At 27.4% G+C, this 23606-nt stretch carries 22 protein-coding genes, 1 pseudogene and 3 CRISPR repeat arrays; all 23 genes and pseudogenes read left to right on the forward strand.

What is annotated here, in order from left to right:
• Nucleotides 1–160: 160 nt before the first annotated feature.
• Nucleotides 161–517: direct repeats of the CRISPR family, unit length 30 nt.
• A gap of 978 nt (nt 518–1495) precedes the next feature.
• The 23 genes and pseudogenes from J2Z24_RS05650 (at nt 1496) to J2Z24_RS05760 (ending at nt 23496) form a co-directional block, all read left to right on the forward strand.
• Nucleotides 1496–1804, forward strand: a complete 309-nt coding sequence (locus tag J2Z24_RS05650) for a UPF0175 family protein (protein ID WP_051593429.1) — start codon at nt 1496–1498, stop codon at nt 1802–1804.
• The gene (locus J2Z24_RS05655) at nt 1797–2300 is read left to right on the forward strand and encodes a PIN domain-containing protein (RefSeq protein ID WP_035151869.1); all 504 of its coding nucleotides are present in this window, start codon (nt 1797–1799) and stop codon (nt 2298–2300) included. The genes J2Z24_RS05650 and J2Z24_RS05655 overlap by 8 nt, the downstream gene beginning before the upstream one ends.
• 728 nt (nt 2301–3028) lie before the next feature.
• Nucleotides 3029–3518: a CRISPR direct-repeat array (repeat unit 30 nt).
• Between the two features lie 212 nt (nt 3519–3730).
• Nucleotides 3731–3874, forward strand: a complete 144-nt coding sequence (locus J2Z24_RS05660; protein ID WP_156950273.1) for a hypothetical protein — start codon at nt 3731–3733, stop codon at nt 3872–3874.
• An 86-nt stretch (nt 3875–3960) separates the two neighbouring features.
• Nucleotides 3961–4583: direct repeats of the CRISPR family, unit length 30 nt; unit sequence GTTAAACCTTAACATGGGATGTATTTAAAT.
• A gap of 755 nt (nt 4584–5338) precedes the next feature.
• Nucleotides 5339–5542 carry an HTH domain-containing protein gene (locus J2Z24_RS05665; RefSeq protein WP_035151868.1) on the forward strand — a complete coding sequence of 68 codons (204 nt, stop codon included), beginning with the start codon at nt 5339–5341 and terminating at the stop codon, nt 5540–5542.
• A gap of 117 nt (nt 5543–5659) precedes the next feature.
• Entirely contained in the window at nt 5660–6352 is a 693-nt protein-coding gene (cas6, locus tag J2Z24_RS05670; RefSeq protein WP_035151867.1) for a CRISPR-associated endoribonuclease Cas6, read from the forward strand.
• Nucleotides 6353–6368: 16 nt separating this feature from the next.
• Complete coding sequence (cas8b, locus tag J2Z24_RS05675; RefSeq protein ID WP_035151865.1) at nt 6369–8117, forward strand: type I-B CRISPR-associated protein Cas8b/Csh1; 1749 nt, start codon at nt 6369–6371, stop codon at nt 8115–8117.
• Nucleotides 8110–9063, forward strand: a complete 954-nt coding sequence (locus J2Z24_RS05680; RefSeq protein ID WP_035151864.1) for a type I CRISPR-associated protein Cas7 — start codon at nt 8110–8112, stop codon at nt 9061–9063. The genes cas8b and J2Z24_RS05680 overlap by 8 nt, the downstream gene beginning before the upstream one ends.
• 3 nt (nt 9064–9066) lie before the next feature.
• Nucleotides 9067–9855, forward strand: a complete 789-nt coding sequence (gene cas5b / locus J2Z24_RS05685; protein WP_035151862.1) for a type I-B CRISPR-associated protein Cas5b — start codon at nt 9067–9069, stop codon at nt 9853–9855.
• Between the two features lie 86 nt (nt 9856–9941).
• Nucleotides 9942–12494: a CRISPR-associated helicase/endonuclease Cas3 gene (locus J2Z24_RS05690; RefSeq protein ID WP_035151860.1), complete on the forward strand. Its 2553-nt coding sequence runs from the start codon at nt 9942–9944 to the stop codon at nt 12492–12494.
• Nucleotides 12494–12988, forward strand: coding sequence for a CRISPR-associated protein Cas4 (cas4, locus tag J2Z24_RS05695; protein ID WP_035151858.1), 495 nt, complete (start codon nt 12494–12496; stop codon nt 12986–12988). The genes J2Z24_RS05690 and cas4 overlap by 1 nt, the downstream gene beginning before the upstream one ends.
• Nucleotides 12989–13006: 18 nt before the next feature.
• Nucleotides 13007–14005 (forward strand): annotated as a pseudogene (gene cas1b, locus J2Z24_RS05700) (type I-B CRISPR-associated endonuclease Cas1b).
• A complete protein-coding gene (gene cas2, locus J2Z24_RS05705; RefSeq protein WP_035151857.1) occupies nt 14006–14296 on the forward strand; it encodes a CRISPR-associated endonuclease Cas2 in 291 nt (96 codons plus the stop codon).
• Between the two features lie 854 nt (nt 14297–15150).
• Nucleotides 15151–15711 (forward strand): TetR/AcrR family transcriptional regulator, encoded by a 561-nt coding sequence (locus J2Z24_RS05710; RefSeq protein ID WP_035151855.1) that lies wholly within the window; start codon nt 15151–15153, stop codon nt 15709–15711.
• Between the two features lie 166 nt (nt 15712–15877).
• Entirely contained in the window at nt 15878–16306 is a 429-nt protein-coding gene (locus J2Z24_RS05715) for a hypothetical protein (RefSeq protein ID WP_035151853.1), read from the forward strand.
• 253 nt (nt 16307–16559) lie between these two features.
• Nucleotides 16560–17531, forward strand: coding sequence for an alpha/beta fold hydrolase (locus J2Z24_RS05720; protein ID WP_035151851.1), 972 nt, complete (start codon nt 16560–16562; stop codon nt 17529–17531).
• Nucleotides 17532–18391: 860 nt separating this feature from the next.
• Nucleotides 18392–18754, forward strand: a complete 363-nt coding sequence (locus J2Z24_RS05725; RefSeq protein WP_035145443.1) for a DUF2089 domain-containing protein — start codon at nt 18392–18394, stop codon at nt 18752–18754.
• A 20-nt stretch (nt 18755–18774) separates the two neighbouring features.
• Nucleotides 18775–19143 carry an SHOCT-like domain-containing protein gene (locus J2Z24_RS05730; RefSeq protein WP_035145441.1) on the forward strand — a complete coding sequence of 123 codons (369 nt, stop codon included), beginning with the start codon at nt 18775–18777 and terminating at the stop codon, nt 19141–19143.
• Between the two features lie 68 nt (nt 19144–19211).
• The gene (locus J2Z24_RS05735; protein WP_035145439.1) at nt 19212–19472 is read left to right on the forward strand and encodes a hypothetical protein; all 261 of its coding nucleotides are present in this window, start codon (nt 19212–19214) and stop codon (nt 19470–19472) included.
• Between the two features lie 60 nt (nt 19473–19532).
• A complete protein-coding gene (locus tag J2Z24_RS05740) occupies nt 19533–19964 on the forward strand; it encodes an ATP-binding cassette domain-containing protein (RefSeq protein WP_035145437.1) in 432 nt (143 codons plus the stop codon).
• 110 nt (nt 19965–20074) lie between these two features.
• Nucleotides 20075–20731, forward strand: coding sequence for a TetR/AcrR family transcriptional regulator (locus tag J2Z24_RS05745; protein WP_035145436.1), 657 nt, complete (start codon nt 20075–20077; stop codon nt 20729–20731).
• 77 nt (nt 20732–20808) lie between these two features.
• Nucleotides 20809–21534, forward strand: coding sequence for an ABC transporter ATP-binding protein (locus tag J2Z24_RS05750; protein ID WP_035145435.1), 726 nt, complete (start codon nt 20809–20811; stop codon nt 21532–21534).
• Nucleotide 21535: 1 nt separating this feature from the next.
• Nucleotides 21536–22255: an ABC transporter permease gene (locus J2Z24_RS05755; protein ID WP_051593135.1), complete on the forward strand. Its 720-nt coding sequence runs from the start codon at nt 21536–21538 to the stop codon at nt 22253–22255.
• A 5-nt stretch (nt 22256–22260) separates the two neighbouring features.
• Nucleotides 22261–23496, forward strand: a complete 1236-nt coding sequence (locus J2Z24_RS05760; RefSeq protein WP_035145433.1) for an MFS transporter — start codon at nt 22261–22263, stop codon at nt 23494–23496.
• Nucleotides 23497–23606: the final 110 nt, after the last annotated feature.

A 23606-nucleotide genomic window follows, 5' to 3' on the forward strand; every position in this document is an offset into this window, starting at 1 on the left:
AAAATAAAAGTAGGATAAAGCTAATAATGTTAGTGTTTTACATAGTATTTTCTATAGAAAATTATATTTTACAAAATCACCTGGTAAACTTTTAAACAAACCTTGAGATTCCAATGGCTATATGCTACTATTAATTTTAAGGAATGCTGATTTTGCAGTGGTTGAACCTTAACATGGGATGTATTTAAATTGATTATGTGGCTGATATGAAAATGGGAGATTTTAGGTTGAACCTTAACATGGGATGTATTTAAATTTGCAGTAGGCGTAGCTGCTAAAGATATGGGTGGCGGTTGAACCTTAACATGGGATGTATTTAAATAAGATTAATTCTAAGAGCAATGGCAAGAAATCAGGTTGAACCTTAACATGGGATGTATTTAAATTCCTGTATATAATATTTAAGGCAGTAGTTGTGGAGTTGAACCTTAACATGGGATGTATTTAAATCTGGCGAGCTTAACGTTAAGCTCGGAACGGTAGTGTGTTGAACCTTAACATGGGATGTATTTTCAAGCGATTGAAAGTTGAGAACTGAGAGTTGAGAGTGAATAAAATTTTACTAAGGAGTCTGCTATTTTTTATAAATGGCAGATTATTAATTTTTCCCAAGTGAATTGCAAAATAAAAGTAGATTAAAGCTAGTAATGTCAGTGTTTTACATAGTATTTTCTATAGAAAATTACATTTTACAAAATCACTTGGTAAACTTTTAAACAAACCTTGAGATTCCAATGGCTTTGTGCTATTGTTAAATTTAAGGAATGCTGATTTTACAGTGTTAAACCTTAACATAGGATGTATTTAAATTCTTATCCAAAACTCCTAATGATTTTGCCATGCTAAGTTAAACCTTAACATAGGATGTATTTAAATTGACAATCAAGTAAGAATATTGGGAGTGATTTTAGTTAAACCTTAATATAGGATGTATTATTTAAATGAAATAGATAATTAACGGCAAAAATAGGAAAAGTAGATTGAACAATATGAAGTTTTTTACATTTATTTAATGGCTTTTATTGTAGACATGTAAAGATGGCTGAGTATAGTGATAATATTTTTAGAAAGTATTAAAGGAACCTTTATTAAGAAACTTATAAAGAATGTTGAAAAAGTAATTCCAAAAGCCCAAGAAAATTTAAGTATTGATTAAATACTATATGGATTAAAAGAACTGCAGTAGGAGCTTATGAAGCTTAAGGCTTAATGTAAATACAGGCTTAGATACAGAAGTCTATAATGGAGAGTATGCATGAATTGAAAAGGAAATAGAAAGTCTAAGAGAAAAAACAAAGAATTCAAGAAGCAAAGTTGGATGAGACCATGAAAAAAATAGAGAAGAAGAGATTGAAGATATTATAAAAAAGCAGAAATTAGTAAAAGAGTTAGAGAGATATTATAGGGAATTTGAATTCAAATTATTTATAATATAGGATATAATATAAATAATACAAGTTATATAATTAATTGTGTGATAAAGGGTGTGAGATAAATGAGTGCTGAAAAAGTAAAAGTTGATTTAAATATATCTAATGATTTAATACCTCTTATAGAAGATTTAGGACTTTCAAAATCTTTAAATGATAATATAACCATATCTATAGCAATTGCATTATTTACAAGTAAGTCAGTATCTTTAGCACGTGCAGCTGAAATAGCAGAAATGAAACTTGCTGATTTTATGACTTTACTTAAAAATAAAAATATACCTTGGAATGAATATACAGAGGATGAATTTCGTCTTGATGAAATTGCAATAAAAGACTTTAAAGATGAATTAGGAGAAAGTAAAAATGATTAAAGTTGTATGCAATTCAAGTCCTATTATAGGGTTAAGTATTATTAAAAAACTAGATTTATTATGGGAGATTTTTGATGAGGTATATATTACAGAAGAAGTTTATAGAGAAATAGCAATAGATGAAAAAGTCAAAAGGATAGGAGCAAAAGAATTAAGTGAAGCTGTTAATAGTAATCATATAAAAATATATAGTGTAAAAAATAAGCTTTTAGTAGAGCAATTATATGGACGACTTCATAGAGGAGAACTTGAAGTAATGATTGCAGCAAAAGAATTAAAAATAAAAAGAGTAATAATAGACGATAGGTCAGCTAGGCATTTTGCTGAAACAATGCTATTAAGATCAATTGGATTGATGGGAGTTCTATTGCTAGCAAAAGAGTATAAAAAGATTGAAAGTGTAAAAAAATACTTAGATATATTAATAGAAAATGGATTTAGAATGTCAGTAAAATTATATAATCAGGTTTTAAAATCAGCAGGAGAAATTGAGTAATGATTATCAAAAATCAATAAGAATACAGAGTTTTTGTGAAAATTGAAAATTGTATTTAGTTTTAAAGATTTAAATCAATTAAATAAATTTTGTTATATAATAATGGGTAGACAAATCTTATAAAGTAAGGTTAATCTACCTTTGTTTTATTTTTGGTATAATTTAATCAAATTTAAACATCATTATTAAAAACTGCAATGTTTAATAATATCTGTGATTTTTCCAAAGAACATATATATGCAGGTTTAACCATAACATGAGATATATTTAAATTAATAAACAGCTAGAAATAAACAAACTCACATAATGTTTAACAATAACATAAGACGTATTTTCAAGTAATTGAAAGTTGAGAGCTGAGAGTGAATAAAAATTTTACTAAGGAGTCTGCTATTTTTTGTAAACAGAGTTCTTGGCTTCAGAAGGAGTTTTTACTCCCACTTTGAAGAAGAGCAGAGAACCCAAATCTTTGATTTGGTGTGAATCGCTTTCACAGAGTGCGATGGGAGTATTAGAGCGGGTAGTCATCGGATAAATGGCAGATTATTAATTTTTCCCAAGTGAATTGCAAAATAAAAGTGAAATAAAGCTAACAATATTAGTGGTTTGCATAGTTTTCTAACAGGAATTTTTATTTTATAAAACTACCTGGTAAATTTTTTGGCAAACCTTGAGTTTCCAATGGTTTTATGCTATTGTTAATTTTAAGGAATGACGATTTTACAGTGGTTGAACCTTAACATAGGATGTATTTAAATAATGAAAGATAGATATAAAGACGGGTGGGAAGATATGTTGAACCTTAACATAGGATGTATTTAAATGATAAGCCAGTATTGGTTGCAGATGTGAACCAATTGTTGAACCTTAACATAGGATGTATTTAAATGAAGCGGCTAACGAGATAAGATGGTTTAAAAAGTGGTTGAACCTTAACATAGGATGTATTTAAATCAACGTATGTAAAGTACATTTGTACGCTAAATTTTAGTTGAACCTTAACATAGGATGTATTTAAATTCTGTGAGGTACATTGTACACTCACCTTTAAATATTGTTGAACCTTAACATAGGATGTATTTAAATTTATGTCATTAGCTGTTAACTTAGGCTTGTATAGCTGTTGAACCTTAACATAGGATGTATTTAAATGACATATCAATCTCGTCTTTAAAAAAATAGGTCCTGTTGAACCTTAACATAGGATGTATTTAAATAAAAAATAAAGCTATGGGAGAACTTCTTAATAAAGAGTTGGATGTATTTAAATTTGTTTTCGTTGCTACATAGTGCGTAGCTAGTAACTGTTGAACCTTAACATAGGATGTATTTAAATTACCTCCCAATATTTGTAATTAAATTCTAAGTTTTAGTTGAACCTTAACATAGGATGTATTTTCAAGTAATTGAAAGTTGAGAGTTGAGAGTGAATGAAAATTTTACTAAGAAGTCTCCTATTTTTTACAAATGGCAGACTATTAATTTTACCAGGTGGATTGAAAAGTGAAAGTGGCTTAAAGTTAATGATACAAATGGTTTGTGCAGTGTTTTCTATAGAAAATTGTATTTTATAAAATCACCTGGTAAACTTTTAAACAAACCTTGAGTTTCCAATGGCTATATGCTATTATTAATTTTAAGGAATGCTGATTTTACAGTGGTTAAACCTTAACATGGGATGTATTTAAATTATAAGAAATTAACAGGTAATTGGTAATTTCTTATAGTTAAACCTTAACATGGGATGTATTTAAATTGTAATGATTCATGAGGGTTTTTATTTACTTAAGTGTTAAACCTTAACATGGGATGTATTTAAATGAAACTAAGGGACTACCTGATACCAAAATAAAAGAAGTTAAACCTTAACATGGGATGTATTTAAATTAGGTATTATTAATGGCTATACTCCTATATTTAAAAGTTAAACCTTAACATGGGATGTATTTAAATTATTCAACCCAATGGACAAACCAAGGAAAATATTCGTTAAACCTTAACATGGGATGTATTTAAATCAACGTGCATCTTTGTATAATAACAATATGCAACCTGTTAAACCTTAACATGGGATGTATTTAAATACAAAATCCTAGTTGGAAATTCTTATATTCGGAGATGTTAAACCTTAACATGGGATGTATTTAAATTTTATATTTACCTCCTAATTTTTACTTAATCTGTGTGTTAAACCTTAACATGGGATGTATTTAAATTGTAAATCTCTGCCAGCCCTTACTCTAAAGAAAAAACGTTAAACCTTAACATGGGATGTATTTAAATGTGGGTGAAGACAAATTAAAAGATTTTAAAAGAGTGTTGAACCTTAACATAGGATATATTATTTAAATGAAATAGACAACTAACGGCAAAAATAGGAAAAGTAGATTAAATAATATGAAGTTTTTTACATTTATTTAATGATTTTTATTGTAGACATGTAAAGATGGCTGCGTATAGTGATAATATTTTTAGAAAGTATTAAATAAAATAGCTAATTCATGTAAATTAGGAAAAGATATATATACTTTAATCTTCATAAACTTTTTTTATAACAATTCCTTTTTTAAATCCACTTCGTTTAAGTTTTTTTCTTCTTTTTAAAAGCTCCTCTTCAGAATATATCAATTCAGAGGAAATTCCAAACATAATTTTAATTAAATATGTAAAATCTCTTTTTTTAGCATAATGTATATTAATTTTTAAGTTCCCAATAATATGTATTTAGCTGAAATAAAAAATACATATAGAGATAATGAATTAACGACAAAGATATAGGACATTACTTAAAATATCAATAGCTATTCTCTTATATAGATATATACTTTAAAGTATGGTAATATATATTTGTTAACCATAATAAATGTTGTATTTAAATATACGTTAAATTAAATGATTTAACAAATATTAATTAAAAATTAACCATAACATTTGATGTAAATTACAAAAAAAATTTAATAGCGTTATTATTTTAGTACAATTCAATATATAATATAATCAATACGTTAAATTAAATGATTTATATTAGAGGTGATTATATGACTAAATTATCTATTCAATTCAGATTGTTATATATATTAATAGATGAAAATATTCATAGTGCAAAAGATCTAGAAAGAGAGTTGGAATTAAAAAATAGCACTTTAAGGTGGTATATAAATAGCCTCATATTATCAGGGTTTCAAGTAGAATCTTTGAGAGGAAGAGGAGGGGGATATAGACTAGATAAAAAATGTGTATAAATAATATTTGGAAATTGATAAAAAATGATAAATAGAGTTGAAAAATGTATGTAAAAATGTAATAATATTTACAAATAAGGTTAAAAAGCGTAAAATTAGGTATGAGGAGGTGGATACATGAAAGTATTTGAAATATCTATTTCAGTATTTTTAATAAAAGACATAGATTCAAAAGATTCTTTTGAAAAAATAGCTCAATTTATTGATAGTGGATTAGCAAAAAAAACAGAATTATTGGAACTGCATAATAGCAATACATATAAGAATTATTGTTTTTGCTCATTTTATCCAATACAACAAGATAGGGTTTACAAGTGTGGGAATATTTATACAATAAGGATAAGAACAATTGATCACAAGTTAGCGAAATTTTTTAATGAGGAATTAGTAAATCATTATAATCAAGATATAAAAGCTTTAACATCAACTATAAGAATATTACCTAGAAAATATATAGATAAAATATATTCTATAACTCCTTTAATACTAAAAACTAATGAAGGGTATTGGAAGAATAATATTTCATTAAGCGAATTTGAAAGAAGATTAAAAGAAAATATGGTAAAAAAATACAACTTGTTTATGAATACAAAAATAGATGAGGATTTTCAACTTTATACATCTATAGAGTTTAAGAATAAAAAACCTGTAGCAATAAACTACAAGGGAAAAACGATACTTGGGGACAAGCTAACTATACACATTAGTGATGATAGAATGGCTCAAGAGTTAGCATACATGAGCTTAGGTACAGGAGCTTTGGAGATGAATGCAAGAGGCGCTGGGTACATGAACGCTAAATGGCTGTAAAAAAGGTGGTGAGTATGTGTTAAGCCAAGCTTTAGAAGTATTTAAAAAAGAATATGAGGAAAAAGGAGATGAATTTATTCTAGGTACATATATTCCAGCAGATGGAACATATGTAGTAGTTAAACCCAATAATAATGATTTTATTATAGAAGATTCAATAGACATAAAGTTGGACAAAAAGACTGGAACTATAGATAGAACTATAAATAATATAGATTTTATATGTTTCGCTGATTATTATAGTAAAGTAACAGATATGAATAAAGCAATTTTACCAAGTGGGGGTAAAGTAATACAAGGAAATAACTATTTATCGTTTATTATAAAAAAAGATAGTCTTACTAATGGAAAGCTTACAATTGATATAATAGATAAATATTATAGTGTACTAGAGAACCCAAGGTTAAAATACTCTCAAAAGCCTAAAGCTTTGGAACTATATGAATTGGCAGAGAGAAAAGTTGGAGAAGTAGATAAAGATAGGTTAAACAAGATAAAGACATGGATTAAAGAAAACTTATTTGAAAAATTCAAAGAACTTAATGGTAAGGATTATCTAAAGATATTTTTTTATTATCCAGCAGAAGATTATAAAAAAGAAAGTGAAAGATACTTTATTCCTAACATATACAATAGTAATGATTATAACGGAAAATCAGACAATATCATATATGGGTTGCCCAATGATAATATGGGGTTAAATTCAAAAAAGCCTTATTTAGAGAACAAAACTCGAAAAGTTTCTGTGCCATATCTTATTGACCAGGAAGAGGTTATGTGTCAAAAGAAGTTTTTTGATTATCTCATGAACCAAGCGTCTTCTGGAAAAGTTAATATTTATATAGGAAATGAAATTAATCCCTTAAATAATAAGGAATCTTTAGATAAAGAGTTTAATGGTATCTTCTTAAGATTAAAAAAAGGTAAAGAGGTAGAAATTCAAGATTATGATATAGTTTGCAATTATAATCCAAATTTAAAAAAAGTGTTTGAATATGAAAATATAATTGGAGTAGATTATGAGAAGTTAAATGCGAAGTATGGACTAATTAAAACATTAAAGGGAATGCATGAAACTATTAATGAAGTTATGTTTAGTAAATTTTTAAGCTCTAATTATTTTACTGAACCAGGTGATATATCAATAAATGATGGCACTTTAAAATCTAATTTGTTAATATGTAGAACAGCATTATTTAATTGGTTTTATAAAGGAAACTATAAAAACATATGGAAGTTACTTAATAAAGTATCGTTGAGTTTGGTTAAAGGATCTATTGAAAACGGTTACTTTACAAAAGCTACTGATCAATTCAATTTAAGACTATCTTTAAAGGAGTATTTTGAAGGAGGGGAAGAAATGGCAGATGTTATATTTGAGGTAAAAAATAACTTAAGAAATAAAATTTCTCAGAAAGACACCAGTTTTATAGAAAATGATAGGGAATATTTTTTTGCAGTAGGACAATTGGTAAGTTTCTTTATATCTAGAAGTAAAGGAAAGAAAAAACCGCTTTCACTTGCAAATCCATTTGTTAATGCTAAAAAAGACCAAGTTATAAAAGAAAAGTTGAAGGCGCTATATAAAAAATATAATTATGATATAGAAAGTTATAATTTTAAATTTAAAGGATTATATGCCATGATTATGTCCTATGAAGTGGATGGCAAAATTGATGAAGATATGATTATTGCGGGATATTTGCACAGTAACTTATTATATGAAAAGGAACAAGAGAATAAGGAGGTAGAAATTAATGAATAAAAGAATTTATGGAATTATTGGAATAGTATCAATTATGTCTAATTGGAATGCAGACTTTACAGGATATCCTAAAACTATATCCACTGGAGAGATTTTTGGAAGTGATAAAGCTTTAAAATATCCTATAAAAAAAATGTGGAGTAATGAAGGAGAAAAAGTTTTATATATAAAATCTATGAAGCTATCAGAGGGCAAAAATGGAGCAGTAGATTTAGTACCAAGATCTTTAAAAGAAAGATATGAATGTCTTTTTAATGAAACTGATTTAAAAAAATCTAAAGACAGTAAAAAACTATTAACTAATTTATTTTCAGCTATAGATGTTAAGAATTTTGGAGCTACATTTGCAGAAGAAGGTAACAACATATCAATTACAGGAGCAGTTCAAATAGGACAAGGCTTTAATAAATATGAGGATTCCTATGCTGAAGAACAGCAAATACTATCCCCATTTAGAGATGCTTCAGATAAAGGTAAGGAAAAAGAGAGTCAGGAGGAAGCTAAAAATTCCACATTAGGTACTAAAATAGTAAGTAATGAGGCTCATTATTTTTATCCATTTACAATTAATCCTTCAGCATACAATGAATTTGTAGATCTTGGTGTAACAGATGGATACACTGAAGAGGATTATAAAAAATTTAAAGAAGCAGCATTGAGTTCTGCAACCTCTTTTGCTACTAATGCAAAGGTTGGATGTGAAAATGAGTTTGCATTATTTGTTGAAACTAAAAGCAATACATATCTTCCAACTCTTTCGGAATATGTAAGATTTGAAAAAGGTGATGATAAAAATATTATAACTTTAAGTTGTGGAGATTTATTGAATTCTTTAAAAGATAGTATAGTATCAGTAGAAATCTACTATAATCCATATACTACAATAATTAATGAGGAGATAGAAGGAGTTAAGAAATATAATATATTTACAAAGCAAGAGGTGTAAAATATGGAGGTTATAAAGTTTACTTTAGAGGGGAGATTTGGCTTTTTTAAGAAACCAGATGTTAATACTTATCTGTATTTTACCTATGGAAATATTCATAAAGTAGCTCTCCTAGGGATATTTGGAGCAATTTTAGGCTATAAGGGATATAATCAAATGAGTTTTGATAAAAAATATAAAAAAGATTTTAAAGGTTTACTCGAAAGCAATGAAAGATGTTATCCTGAATTTTATGAAAAGCTGAATCATTTAAAGATAGGAATTATTCCTAAAGAGGTTAGCATAAATAAAAAGGTACAAGTTTTTAATAATTCTGTAGGATATGCATCTAAGGAACAAGGTGGAAACTTGATTGTAAAAGAGCAATGGTTAGAAAATCCAAGTTGGGATATTTATATAGCTATAGAAGATGAAGAAAGTAGAAAGCTTGCTAAAGCACTGATGGATAGAAGTTTTGTATATATCCCTTATTTGGGTAAAAATGATCATTTAGCAGATATAAAAAATGTTGAGCTAATATCAGATGTTAAAGAAGCAAATTCATTAAGTACTATTGATAGTTTGTTTATAAAGGATGATTTTCAAATAGTTGAAAACAATGATCTTGATGAATTTGATGAGGTAGAAGAAGATATTTCAATATTTAAATATGAAGAAAAGTTACCTGCTTCTTTAGATGAAATAACAAATAAATATGAGTTAAAAAGTTTCATATATACAAATGCAAGTTTGATGAAAACAGGAAATACTGTTGCTTATAGTGTATGTGGTAAAAATATAGTGTTTGTATAATTTAAGAACAGTTCTAAATTTAAAACAGAGTTAATTAAAAGAGGAGGTTCTTATGCCTCCTTTAATTAATTTAAAAGGAGATTTTTATGTATTTTGATTATTGTAGAGAAATTAATATTTGTGATTATATAAACAATAAATATTCAATATATGCTCATACAAAAGAAACAAAGAATGAAAAGTTACAGGATCATATAAACCTTTGTATAAAATACTTTTTTAAAATTATTAATGAAAAACATTTAAATGAAGTTTTTGAGAAATTGGAATTGGAGTTTTTAAATAACTTTTCATTAGAAGGAAGAAAACTATTTAGGGAAATGATTTTAAATACAATTACATTACATGATATTGGTAAGGTAAATCCTTATTTTCAAAAAAGTAGATTAAATAATGATTTAAATATAAAAGAAGCTGAAAAATATAATAACTCTCATCATTCAATATTATCTTCTATTGTTTATATTGATATATATTTCCCAAAGATTAAAACATTTGAATCAAAAGAAAAGTATTTGCTACTAGATTTTATGATGATGAATGCATATATAATATCAAGACATCATGGAAATTTAATTTCTTGGCATGACTTTAAGGAAAAATTTTCATTAGACGGTGAAGGAGAAAAGCTAATTGATAAAGATGGTCAGCGTGTATTGTTTGAAAAAACCCTAAATAAAAAAATAGATATTAAGATAAAAACCATAAACAAGATATTTGAGATTATAGAAGAAAAATGCATTGAAAGATATAAGCAAGAACAGCTGATTTATAGATATATCTATGAAAGATTGATGCTATCTATATTGGTAGCTTGTGATTTTTACTCAACATCAGAATTTATGGAAGATGTGGAGATAAATGATATAGGAATTATCAATGATATTGATGAATTTTATGATGTGTTTAAAGAAGGGCAAATATATAAGTTAATACGAAAATATGAGGAAAAAGAATATGGAGGAAATAAAGATTTTTCTCATATAAAAGATATAAATATATTAAGAAATGAAATGTTTTTAGATGCGGAAACAACACTTGAGAAAAATCTAGAATCTAATATATTTTACTTGGAGGCTCCAACAGGTAGTGGTAAAAGTAATGTTGCTACAAATTTAAGCTTTAAATTATTACAAGAGGATAAGACCAAAAACAAAATATTTTATGTATATCCATTCAATACATTAGTAGAACAAAATATAAATACTTTAGAGAAAGTATTTGAAAAAGAGGACAATATACTCAATAAGATTGCTGTAATCAACTCAATTGAACCTATTAAAGTTGATAAGGAAATTAGTAAAAATGAGGATATGAATTTAGAATACTACAAAAAAGCCTTACTTAATAGAGAATTTTTAAATTATCCTATGATACTTACAACTCATGTTACTATTTTTAAATATTTATTTGGAACAGCTAAGGAGGAACTTTTTCAACTTCATCAACTAGCAAATAGTGTAGTTGTATTGGATGAAATCCAAAGCTATAAAAATTTAATATGGGGAGAGATAATAACATTTTTAAGCTGTTATGCAAAGCTTTTAAATATAAAAATTATAATAATGTCTGCTACATTACCAAATTTAGATAAGTTATCTATTTCAAAGGCTGATACTATTAAATTAATCCAAAATAGAGAAAAATATTTTGAAAATCCTATTTTCAAGAATAGAGTGAAGGTGGATTACTCCTTATTAGAGAGTGAAAATATAACAGATGATTTGTATGAACATGTAAAAAAGCAAAGTTATAGTGATAAAAAAATTCTTCTTGAATTTATAAGTAAAAATTCAGCGTATAATTTTTATAATAAATTAAAAGAAGATGAAGAAATATTCTGCGATGTAGAGCTTATGAGTGGTGATGATAATATAGGAGAGAGAGATAGAATTATAAAAAAAGTAAAATCAATAAATTCTATAATATTAGTTGCAACACAGGTTGTAGAAGCTGGTGTTGATATAGATATGGACATAGGATACAAGAACATATCTATGTTAGATAGTGAAGAGCAATTCCTTGGAAGAATAAATAGATCCTGTAAAAAGGATGAATGTACAGTTTACTTTTTTAAGGTAGATGATGCTGAAAACATTTATAAGGGTGATATACGAAGAAATAAGGATATAACACTAGAAAATGAAAGTATACGAGAAGTTTTAAAAGAAAAGAATTTTAATAAATTTTATGATTTAGTTATTGAGAGATTACAAAATATAACAAATGGATTTAATGAATTAAATATAGAGAATTTTTTTTATAAGGATGTTAAAGAGTTAGAATTTAAAAAAGTAGAAGACAGGTTAAGATTAATTTCTCAGCAGGAAAGCAAAATATCAGTTTATTTAAGTAGCAATATTATAGTAAAAGGTGAGGAACTTAATGGGGAGAATTTGTGGTATGAGTATAGAAAATTATTAATTGATAAAAAAATGGATTATTCTAAAAGAAGAGTTAAGCTATCTGAAATTAGATCGAAGATGAATAATTTTATATATGAAATTAAATGGAGCTATGATTTTCCTTATAATGATAGGCTAGGAGATTTATATTTCATAGAGGATGGATATAAATATTTCAAAGAAGGTAAGCTGGATAAAGAAAAATTTATAACTGGTATAGGAGATTTTATATAATGAGAGTTAATGGAACTTTAATAAACTACTATTTTCATTGTAAAAGACAGTGTTATCTTCATGGAAATAGACTTAATCTTGAAGATAATAGTGAAAATGTAAAGATAGGAAAGGCAATACATGAAGAGAAAGAATCTAAAAGTAAAAATAGTGAAATTGCAATAGATAATATAAAGATTGACAAGCTTACAAGTGAATACCTAGTAGAAATTAAAAAATCAGATGCAGATGTGGAAGCTTCTAAGTGGCAATTGTTATACTATTTAAAAGTTTTAAAAGACAAAGGGATAGATAGAAAAGGCAAATTAGAATTTGTTGAGAAAAATAAAGGAAACAATAAAATTTTATATTTTGAGCTTAATGAAGAATTGTTGCAGGAATTAGATAAATATGTACATGAAATAGATGAGTTAATCCAAAGTGATAAGATTCCTCCAGTTTTAAATGTTGCAAAATGTAAAAAATGTGCATATTACGAATATTGCTATATATAGAGAGGTGAACAAATATAAATGGGTAGTACAAGGTATATAACATCTATGGGAGAATTAACTAGGAAAGATAATTCATTATGTTTTAGGAAAAATGGTAAAAATGTATATATTCCAGTAGAAAATACGAAAGAAATATACTGTTTAAATGAAATTAGTATAAATTCAAAGCTACTAGATTTTTTAGCAACAAATAATATAATTGTTCATTTTTTTAATTATTATGAAGGGTATAGTGGAAGTTTTTATCCAAGAAATCAATATAATAGCGGCAAGCTTTTAGTTAAATAAGTTGAAGCTTTTACTAATAAAAGATTATGTGTTGCTAAACCTATTGTGAAGGGGATTGGTGGTAATATATCAGAAGTATTATATCATTACTATAAACATGGTAAGAAAGAGGTTAAACCAACTATTGATTGGATAAATAAAGAATTTATTGAGAGTATAAATGAAGCTGAGAATGTAAAACAACTTATGGCTGTTGAAGGAGAAGTATGGCAAAGGTTTTATGGCGAATTCAAAAATATATTACCAGAGGATTTTATAATGAATAAAAGAGTAAAACGACCACCAGACAATCCTATTAATGCTTTAATATCCTTTGGAAATACTTTATTATATGCAAAAACTATATCCTCCATATATAGAACTCACTTGGATCAAAGAATTAGTTTTTTACATGAACCTTCAGAGGGAAGATTTTCTTTAAGTTTGGATATAAGTGAGGTTTTTAAACCTGTAATAGTATATAAAACAATATTTGAATTAGTTAATGATAAAAAGTTACAAGTAACTAAACACTTTGATAAAAAGGTGAATTATTGTTTACTAAATGAAGAGGGAAGAAATATATTTATACAAGCATTTGAAGAGCGACTAGAATCTGTATTTACTCATCCTAGATTGAAAAGAAAAGTTAGTTATAGAACTGCAATTAAGTTAGATTGTTATAAGCTAATTAAATTTATGATGGAAGATAAGGAATTTATTCCGTTTAACCTTCAGGAGAAAATGTAAATGGGTAAAAATCTGAATTATAATTATGCTTTTCTTTTCTATGATGTTAATGAAAAAAGGGTTCAAAGAGTTTTTAAAGTTTGTAAAAAATATTTATCTCATTTTCAAAAGTCTGTTTTTAGAGGGGAAATAACTCCATCCAAGCTAATTTCTTTGAGAAAGGATCTGAATAAGGTTATTGATAAAAGTGAAGACTTTGTGTGTATTGTAAAATTATTAAATGATAATGTATTTGGTGAGGAGATTTTGGGAGTACAGAGCAACAATACTGGAGAGGATTTAATAATTTGATTTTACCAGGTGAAATATATTTTAAACAAACCTTGAGTTTCCAATGGTTTTGTGCTATTGTTAATTTTAAGGAATGCTGATTTTACAGTGGTTGAACCTTAACATAGGATGTATTTAAATTGCAAATTGGTAGCGGATTACAAATCTTAAATTTGTTGAACCTTAACATAGGATGTATTTAAATATATATAACTTCCTTATCCTGGGAAGGTCATGCATGTTGAACCTTAACATAGGATGTATTCAAATACTGTTCTGTTGCAGCTAAAACATGGTATCAATGACGCCGGGGTCATTACAGAAACTGGAAAGTTTTTGTATGTTTGAAATTTTTGGTGTTTTAACAGAAGAAGAAAAACAATATGTTGTAAATAATATTGTAAAACAATTTTCATCACAAGAAAAATATAAAGAGTAAGCTTCAACTGATTTTAATACAGATTCTGATAAGATTAGTGCACCAATTAGATTGGAGAATAGTTCAGATGTAATAAAGGATAAAGTAGATAAAGGACAAGCAACTATTGACCATAAGATAAAAGTGTGAAAGAAACTAAAAAAAAGCAGAAGCATTTTGAGAATTGTCTAAAAAATATAAAAATAAAGCTAAGGAAATCGAAGCAGAATTGGCAATGTGCTATTTAGGAGGCATAGAGACAAAAAAGATATTTAAAAAGCATTTTCTTTGCTTGTTAAGGAGTATATGCAAAATCAAATAAAGCATTACAATTATTAGGTGATGATTATTATTGTGAAAATGGTGAAGAGGAAAATATAGTCATAAAATAGTGTTGACAAGATATACCGACTGGTTTATTATGAAGTGAATAACTTTTGTGAAAGGAATATAAACGATGAAATCAACTAAAGGTGAACAAGCAAAGCAGTGCTTAATAGAAATAGCTTCAAAATTATTTCTAAAGAATGGATATTCAAATACAGGAATAAATGAGATACTGCAAGAAGCTAATATGTCAAAGGGTTCATTTTATTTTTATTTTTCGAGTAAGAAAGAACTTGGAATTGAAGTAGCAAAGTATTACGGAAAAGCTCTATTAATTAATTGGTTAGAACCTCTATCAAATAATTCTTGGGACATATTTGTACATAAGATGGTATCTGATATAAAAAGCTCTGTATCAACAGGTAACTATTTCGGATGTCCAATAGCTGTATTAGGTTTAGAAATAGCCTTTATTGAAGATAATCTTTCAGAAGCATATGCAACCGCAATTACAAAACTAATTAATATTTTCTCAAAGTCTCTACAAGTATCAGGATTATCAAAAGATAAAGCTGATATTATTGCTAAAAAAGCATTTGCTCTTTATGAAGGACACATACTTTATTATAGAATATGTAAAGATGAAAGTGCCTTTGATTGTATCCTTAATGATTTATTAGCATTAGTATAATATAGAATAAATTCATAGTTAACTTTATTTGAAATATTATTTTGTTGACTATGAATTTCCATAAAGTTGTTTTTTTGTATTATATAAACCGACCGGTCTAATATATAAAGCGTAATATTATTTAATATAAGCCTAATAAATTAATTAAAAGAAAGGGAGATAAAATATGCCATATGCAGAAGTGTCAATGAGTAAGAATTTTATTACAGATAAGAAAGTGTCTATCTTATCAAAGAAGTTGACAAAAATAATTATTGAATCAGAAGGTTTGAAAGATAATCCTATCTCACATTCAATCGCTTTACTGGATATTAAGGAATTTGATAGTTTGTACGTTGGAGGTGAAAAAGGTAGTAAGGATAAAGTTGTGATAAAGATTTATGGATTTTCGAACGCTTTCAGTGAAGAAATAAAAAAGAAATTATTTTTAGAAATTACCAATGCTTTCATTTCTGTTAGTGATAAAACACGATTGCAGAAGGGGAGAAATATATGGTGTATGATAATTCCTTTGGGTGAATTTGATTTTGGTGTTGGTGGAATACCCGTAACATTAGAATTGACAAGGCAACTTGTTTCATCCTATATAGAATAAAAATATGAATTAATATAGATTCGTAGTATTCTTTTTATACGACATAAATGCTGAAGAAGGAAATACGAACGATGGTCTTTGAAAATTGAATAATGTAGTGTTAAAAATACCTATGCTTTTTGTAAAGTAATAGAAATATACAGATGATATGGTATAATTTTTATAATGATTAAATACAGGATATTTAGACATTAGTAAGATATTGCGTAGTTAAAAAAGTAATTAGAGGTTTATACATTTTGAGAGGTATGAAATGAAAAAAATATTGAAATTAAAACCACATACCTTCTTGCTTGTTATACTTATTTTATTAATTATTGGAGTTATTTGGCAGGAGTTAATGGTAAACAGTGAAAAGAATCAATATACAGCAGTTGGCAATCATGTTGATGTAGGTTCCTACAATGCTCATTATTATACTAAAGGTAGTGGGAATACCATTTTTGTTTTCATTTCAGGTGCTGGAACTCCATGTGCTTATACCGACTATTATTATCTGCAAAATGAATTAAGCAAGTATGGTCAAACCATATCTTTTGACCATGCAGGTCTTGGATGGAGCTCTAAAACAAATGCAAAGAGAGATATTGACAGTATTACAGATGAATTATCTATTATTATTAACACAGTATCTAAGAAAAATAAAGTAGTATTGATAGCTCACTCATTAGGGTCTTTAGAAGCAATCAGATATACTCAAAGAAATTCTGAAAGAGTATTAGGAATAGTATTTCTTGATGCAGGAAGTCCTGAGTTTTATAGTAAAGATTCTGAATTAAAATCTTTTGCTCTTAACCGTACATTGGCTGCTTTTCGTGTTACTGGAGTGAATCGACTATTTGGAGAACTTGATGTTTTGCTCCCAATGTATGGGGAAAGTATGCGATATAAAAAGCTACCTCAGTCTGTGAGAGAAATTGACAAAGCAATGTATTATAGGTATACAGGTAGCTATTCAAATTTTAAAAATATCATATATATTAATGAAAATGCAGAAAAAGTTTTGGATGGTAAGTTATTAGGCAATATTCCAATTTTAATTCTATCCTCTGATGCTGGAAGTTTATGGAGACAAGTGCAAGAGCAATTAGCAAGGTGGTCTGATAACAGTCAGCAGATAATGATAGACAATGGAGCTCACTATCTATATTGGTCAAATACTGAGGATGTAATTAAATATATTGATACTTTCTTAAAGGGAATTCCCATTCACATGGGTTTATAGGAGCAGTTTTACCTATCTAAATATAAAAATTCGAAGGCTTACTTAGATTTCAAAAGGAATATATCATTGCAGCAGTGTTATAATATCCAAAAACATATTTTTGAGGAATCCAAACTTGGGAATTTAAATTAAGTATACTAACAGTTATAATTATTTCATTTATTGTACCAGCAAATACAAGACAAAACGGAACTTTAACAGTATATAACTTTGGATTTCCCTGTGAGTATTGGTCAATATATCAAGGTAATAAAGGAAGTACTCAACTCTTTAGCAATCTATTTAATGGAAATAAAGGAATGAGCATTAATATATTGGGTTTATTTGCGGATGTATTTATGCCTTATTGTTATTAATAAAGAAAATATATATACAAATTAAGATACAATAGAAAAAATTGAACAGTTTATTTAGAACACCATATTATTCAAATTTTATGGTATTTTTATGTCATACTTTTCTTATAAAGCGTCTTATTAGTAAATGTGAATTAAGGAAGGCACAAATGACATCCCTTAAAATTTATAATATTATCAACACATAGCTTAATTATAAAATAAACTTAGTTATAAACATATTTGAAGCTTGTCTACCGTTAGCAGTCAACTGTGTAGTATTAATAGAAAAGAAATAGGCTGAAATCAAAGGGTTAGAGAAATCTAGCCTTTTTTGTGTTTTATGTACCCTAAAACTATTTGAGGGTATTTTTATTTTTAATTAGAATCAACAATGAATAAATAAAGAAATTAATAAGTAAATTAAAATAATTAATAAAAAAATAAAAATATATAAAATAAATTAATTAAAATATTGAAATTATAAATATTAGTAGTATAATACAATTATGGAGAGTGATTTGTATGGCTTATAAAATATTAACTCAATGTCCTGTATGTAATTCCAAGCTTACAGTTACAAAATTAAAATGCAAAAAATGTAATACTGTTATTGAAAATGACTTTGAACTTTCTAAGTTTTCTTACCTCACTATGGATCAACTAAATTTTGCAGAAGTTTTCATAAAATGTAGAGGCAATATTAAAGACGTTGAAAAGGAACTTGGAATATCTTATCCTACGGTTCGAAGCAAAATTGAAGATTTAGTTGTTTCACTGGGGTATGTACCTATTAGGGAGAAAGCAGATAATAGTTCTGAAGTAATTGATAAGCTTGAAAAAGGAGAAATTACAGCAGAACAAGCATTAAATTTATTAAAAAAATAGTTTAAAAGGAGTTGGATTAAATGAATGACGAGATTATGAAGGTATTAAACATGCTGGAAGAGGGAAAAATTGATGCGCAGAAAGCAGGAGAACTTATAGAGGTATTATATGCTTCTAAAAATAATATTCCTGCAGTAACTAATTCAGATAAAATGCTAAAAATTAGAGTTAATTCACAAAATGGAGACAACGTAAATATAAATATACCCGTTAAGTTCATAAGAACCATAGGGGGAGCTATTAAGAGAATACCTAAGGTAGAAGGGGTAGAAGGTATGGAGGATATAGACATTCAGGCTATTCTTCAGGCTGTAAGTGATGGACTGGACGGTAAGATTGTAGATGTGAAAAGTGAAAAAGGGGACAACGTTGAGATTGTTGTTGAATAACACCATCAGAGGCACAGGTAGTAATAATTCTTCTGTGCAGAAAAGGAATGTGGAAGGGAATTGTTGCAATGAGAATTTATATAAGAGAAAAAAATGGTAAAAGATTTTTTATTCCCATACCTTTAAGTATTGCAAGTTTAGGATGTCGAATAGCTTCCTATGCTATAGAGAAATCTGGAAAGAATCTTAATCAGCAGCAAAGGGACATAATTGACTGCATAGATTTTAATGAGCTTGCCAAGAGCATAAAATATCTAAAGGGTTACAGAGGTCTAAAATTGGTGGAAGTTACATCAGCGGATGGCGATGAAGTAACCATAACTTTGTAAACAAAATAGTAGTCGCAACGACCCTGGGTGTCGTTACAGAAACTGGGAAGTTTCTGTAATGTGGTGATAAAAAGTTATATACTATTATATGTAACTATTAAGTATAAAGGAAAGAAAGAATCTTCTATAAAAAATATTAATCTCAATATACAGGAAGGTCAATGTATAGTTTTATGTGGAAGAAGTGGTTGTGGAAAGACAAGCAATACGCGTCTTTTAAACAGTCTTATATCATATTTTTATCCAGGAGATTTAAGTGGAGTTGTAGAGATTGATGGTAAATTAATTTCAAATCTTCCAATTTATAAAATATCAGAAAAAGTAGGGTCTGTATTTCAAAATCCTAATACTCAATTTTTTAATACAGATAGTGAAATTGCTTTTGGCATTGAAAATCTTTTAGTTTCAGCTATAACACATTATGCAGAAGTAAGTAAAATTGAAAGATATGAAAATTATATTCATGAAAAATGTTGTAAAAAGGATAAGTGAAAAATAAAATAGTGACATTAGAAAAATTTATTATTTGTTACTTGACGTTATAAATAAAATAATTTACAATATACATACTGAACGAATGTATGTATATAGGATGTGGTTTAATGGCTAGAAATAAGTATCCAGAAGAAACAATTGAACGAATACTTGATGTGTCTTTAAAACTTTTTTTAGAAAAGGGATATGAACATACTACTATTCAAGACATTGTTAATGCTCTTCAGGGGCTTTCCAAGGGTGCTATATATCATCATTTTAAATCAAAAGATGAAATAGTAGATGCAGTTTTTGAAAAAGTTTTTTCTGAAAATAAATGGTTTTTAAAATTAAAGGAAGATAAAACCTTAAACGGGCTACAAAAAGTGCAAAAATTATTTATTAATTCAATTGCAGATAATACACAGATTCAAATGCTTCCTATAACCAGTTCTCTTTTAAAAAATCCAAAGTTCTTGGCAAAACAGATTGAGCAAACACTTACACGTGGAGCAGAGCTTTTTAAAGAGTTAATAGAGGAAGGTATTGCAGATGGTTCTATTAAAAATGATTCACCTAAGGAGCTAGCTGAGGTGATATTACTACTTACTAATGTCTGGTGGAATCCTGCAATTTCTAAAGTTACTCGTGAGGAATGGATTGCTAAGATAACATTTTTAAAAAAATTACTTGATGGAATAGGATTACCATTTATTAAGGATGAAGCTATAGAATCAAGCAAACAATTTTATGACTTAGCTTATGGTGAAACAAATAATGATTAAGTCAAACTGCCTATGGGCAGTTTATTTTTACAATTATACATACGTTCGGTCGGTATTAAAAGAAGGAGTGGATTAAAATGAATAATTCAATTGTTGTTAAAACAGAAAATTTGACGAAAACATTTTATAGTAAAGAAGTCGTTAAAAATTTCAACATGACAGTATATGAAGGTTCTATTTATGGATTCTTAGGAGCTAATGGTGCAGGAAAAACAACTGTATTTAAACTTCTTACTGGTTTATTAAAACCAACAATGGGGAAAATAGAGATTTTAGGAATGGATATGGCGGTGAGTAAAAATGATATTTTACGAAATATTGGCTGTATTATAGAAACACCTGTATTTTATGAACATTTATCTGCTGCTGAAAATCTCAAAATTCATCTTGGATATATGCATAGGGAGGAAAATAATATTGAACAGACCCTTGAATGTGTAGGACTTGTAGGGGTAGGAAAGCAGTCAGTTTCAACATTTTCTATTGGTATGCGACAAAGATTAGCTATTGCAAGGGCTATTATACACAAGCCAAAGCTACTCATACTTGATGAGCCTATAAGTGGCTTAGATCCAATGGGTATAAGGGACATGCGTGAATTATTTTTAAAACTGGCAAAAACACATAATATGACTATTTTGATATCAAGCCATATTTTAAGCGAAATTGAACATATTGCTGACACTATAGGAGTTATTAATAATGGCAAAATTGTAAAGGAGGCTGCACTAAGTTCTTTAAAAACCCAAATTACACATGGTCTTGAGAATTATTTTTTAGATGTTATGAATGGAGGAAAATAAAATGATTAAATTAATTCAACTTGAACTTAAAAGAAATAAACTTAGAACTTATATAATTTCCACTGGAGTTATTGCTTTATCTTTGATTGTATTTATATATATGTTTTTGTTTATTTCAACAAAAACTCAGGTTAGTGGAGATGTTTATATTAAAAATGTTTTGTCCAACTATGAAACAATTATATTACTTGTAAATATAATAAGCTGTGTATGTTTTGCTACTCTTTCTGGGGTAATGTATTCCCGATTTGTTATTAATGAGTATTCTGGTAAAAGAGCCATACTTCTGTTTTCTTATCCAGTTTCACCTAAAAAAATAATGTTTACTAAACTCTTAATAGTTTCTTTATTTACATTTCTTGCTTATATATTAAGCAGTATTCTAGTTTATACAATCTTTTTTATGGGAGAAATATTTATACATATTATTCCTGATACATTGACAATTTCAAAATTAATTATAATTGTAAAAACTACTGTCATAATGTCTCTTTTTTCATTGGGTACAGGTATCATTGCAATGAGAATTGGTTTTTCAAAAAAATCTGTTCCAGTTACAATAGTTTCTGCTTTTACTTTATCTGTAATTCCATCAAATATTATATCTAATGCTATTGGAATTACTTGGTTTCCTTTTGTATTTATGATTATTTCTGTCATAGTAGGCATGGCAGTATTTGTGAATTTGGTGAATATTGTTAATAAAATTGAGGTGGAATAAATATCATGAGGGAAAATACGAAATTGTTTAATAAAGATTTTTCTTTAATAATTATAGGTCAGATAATTTCACTCATAGGGAATGCAATCCTTCGTTTTACACTACCACTATATTTATTAGATACAACTGGTTCAGCTACTTTATTTGGTAGTATATTGGCCATAGCAATGATACCTAGTATTTTATTATCACCTTTTGGTGGAATGATTGCAGACAGAGTAAACAAGCGTAACATTATGATTATATTAGATTTTCTAACAGCAGCAATTATGCTTGTTTTTGGAATTATGTTGTCTGGTAGTCCATCAGTTCTTAGCATATCTATAGTTTTAATATTGTTATCAGTTATACAATCTTTTTATCAACCTGCAGTACAAGCAAGCATTCCTGCCTTATTATCAGAGGACAACATATTGAAAGGAAATGCCATTGTGAATCAAATCAATGGACTATCCAATTTATTAGGTCCTGTTTTAGCTGGGTTTTTGTATGGATTATTTGGATTTATGTCAATTGTTATTTTTAGTGGAATAAGTTTTTTTATATCTGCTATAATAGAAATATTTATTAAAATTTCCTTTATACCTCAGGAAAAAGAATCAAATATTTTTAAAGCTGTAGCATATGATTTTAAATTAAGTAAAAATTTTATTATAAATGATAATCCAACTATTTTTAAAATAATGCTAATTATTGCAGCCTGTAATTTATTTTTAACTGGAATGATTATGGTTGGTTTACCAGTGATAATAAAAGGCAAACTGGGTTTAAGCAATCAACTTTATGCCTTATCCCAAAGTATGTTAATGATAGGTACATTAATAGGTGGGATTTTAGTTGGGCGAATATCTGAAAAAATTCATGTAAATAATAGTGGAAAATTTTTTTTAATTACTACTCTTGCTTTATTGCCTATTGGCGGAACGCTTGTTTTCAATATAAACTCAATTTTGTCATATGCAATAATAGTATGTTCTACAGTTTTGATTATGGCTTCTGTAACAATGTTTAATATTACAATAATCACATTTATTCAAAAGGAAACTCCTTTGCAGATAATGGGAAAAATTATTGCTTTTATATCTACTATAAGTATTTGCACATTACCTTTAGGACAATTAATATATGGCTATTTGTTTGATGTAATGATGGACAAGGCATATATTATTATTTTGGGAGTTATTTTTATAAATATGTTCATCACAATTGCATCAAAGAGAATGTTTAAACTACTTTGTTAGGTTATTTTCAATCATTTTACCTTACATCAATTGTAAGTGTTTTCAGACTTCTACATTTGATATAATTTAAATAAATCAATGATCAATTCTAGGATTTTTCAGCAAAACTG

Origin of the sequence: Clostridium tetanomorphum (assembly GCF_017873215.1) — a bacterium.
GTDB classification, from domain to species: domain Bacteria; phylum Bacillota; class Clostridia; order Clostridiales; family Clostridiaceae; genus Clostridium_AO; species Clostridium_AO tetanomorphum.